This is a genomic window from Flavobacterium sp. Root420, from assembly GCF_001427905.1.
Lineage (GTDB): Bacteria > Bacteroidota > Bacteroidia > Flavobacteriales > Flavobacteriaceae > Flavobacterium.
Window position 1 is genome coordinate 1 of the sequence record NZ_LMEF01000026.1, and the last position, 1,950, is coordinate 1,950.

Consider the following 1,950-nt stretch of genomic DNA (forward strand, 5'->3'; position numbering starts at 1 on the left):
TTGCCGTGATCGTTACCGCCACCGAAGTTCTGGCACTCTCACAGCCGTTTACCGTCTGGCTCGCATAATAGGTTCCTGTAAGAAGTAGCTCGGTTCCGGTATATAGGCTTCCTGCCGTTGCAGCAGAATACCATTTGATCGCTGCACCTGTCACTGCCAAGTCGCTTACCTTTTTGGCTTCCGCTGAGCAATAGGTCTGAGTCGTTGCTGTTGGAGCTGTTGGTGTAGCCGTGATCGTTACTGCTACCGAAGTTCTGGCGCTTTCACAACCGTTTACTGTCTGGCTCGCATAATAGCTGCCCGTTACCAATGTCTCGGTTCCGGCAAATAAAGTTCCACCTGTTGCAGCGGAATACCATTTGATGGCTGCACCTGTCACTGCTAAGTCACTTACCTTTTTGGCTTCCGCCGAGCAGTAGCTTTGTGCTGTGGCTGTCGGCGCCGAGGGGCTTGCCGTGATCGTTACCGCCACCGAAGTTCTGGCACTCTCACAGCCGTTTACCGTCTGGCTGGCATAATAGCTGCCCGTAACAAGTAGCTCGGTTCCGTTATATAGGGTTCCTGCCGTTGCAGCGGAATACCATTTGATCGCTGCACCTGTCACTGCTAAGTCGCTTACCTTTTTGGCTTCCGCTGAGCAATAGGTCTGAGTCGTTGCTGTTGGGACAGCTGGTGTTATATTCACTGTGACAGCCACCGAAGTTCTGGCGCTCTCACAGCCGTTTACCGTCTGGCTCGCATAATAGCTGCCCGTAACAAGTAGCTCGGTTCCGGTATATARRGTTCCTGCCGTTGCAGCRGAATACCATTTGATGGCCGTACCGGTTGCGGGCAGATCATTAACCTTTTTGGCTTCTGAAAAGCAGTAGGTTTGTGCTGTTGCTGTTGGAGCTGTTGGTGTAGCCGTGATCGTTACTGCTACCGAAGTTCTGGCGCTTTCACAACCATTCACCGTCTGGCTGGCGTAATAACTTCCCGTAACAAGTGTCTCGGTTCCCGTATATAGGCTTCCGGCCGTTGCAGCGGAATACCATTTGATGGCTGTTCCTGACGCTGCTAARTCGTTTATCTTTTTAGCCTCTGTCAAACAAAATGTTTGAGCTGTTGCAGTCGGCGCCGAGGGACTTGCCGTGATCGTTACCGCCACCGAAGTTCTGGCGCTCKCACAACCGTTTACCGTCTGGCTCGCATAATAGGTGCCCGTAAGAAGTAGCTCGGTTCCGGTATATAGGGTTCCTGCCGTTGCAGCGGAATACCATTTGATACCTGTTCCTGTCACTGCCAAGTCGTTTACCTTTTTGGCTTCCACTGAGCAGTAGCTCTGAGCCGTGGCAGTTGGTGCTGAAGGGCTTGCCGTGATGGTTACCGCTACCGAAGTTCTGGCACTCTCACAGCCGTTTACCGTCTGGCTGGCATAATAGGTGCCCGTAACCAAGGTCTCGGTTCCCGCAAATAAAGTTCCACCTGTTGCAGCGGAATACCATTTGATACCTATTCCGGTTGCGGGCAGGTCATTAACCTTTTTGGCTTCTGACAAGCAAAATGTTTGAGCAGTTGCAGTCGGCGCTGAAGGGCTTGCGGTGATTGTTACCGCCACCGAAGTTCTGGCACTCTCACAACCGTTTACCGTCTGGCTGGCATAATAATTTCCCGTTACCAATGTCTCGGTTCCGTTATATAGGGTTCCTGCCGTTGCAGCGGAATACCATTTGATCGCTGCACCTGTCACTGCTAAGTCGCTTACTTTTTTAGCCTCTGTCAAACAAAATGTTTGAGCTGTTGCAGTCGGTGCTGAAGGGTTTGCCGTGATCGTTACTGCTACCGAAGTTCTGGCACTCTCACAACCGTTTATCGTCTGGCTCGCATAATAGGTTCCTGTAAGAAGTAGCTCGGTTCCGGCAAATAAAGTTCCACCTGTTGCAGCRGAATACCATTTGATGGCTGCACCTG

At 51.5% G+C, this 1,950-nt stretch carries 1 pseudogene; it reads right to left on the bottom strand.

Features of this window, described 5'->3' with window-relative positions:
• Positions 1–1,950 (bottom strand): annotated as a pseudogene (locus ASC72_RS24115) (hypothetical protein); the annotation flags it as partial.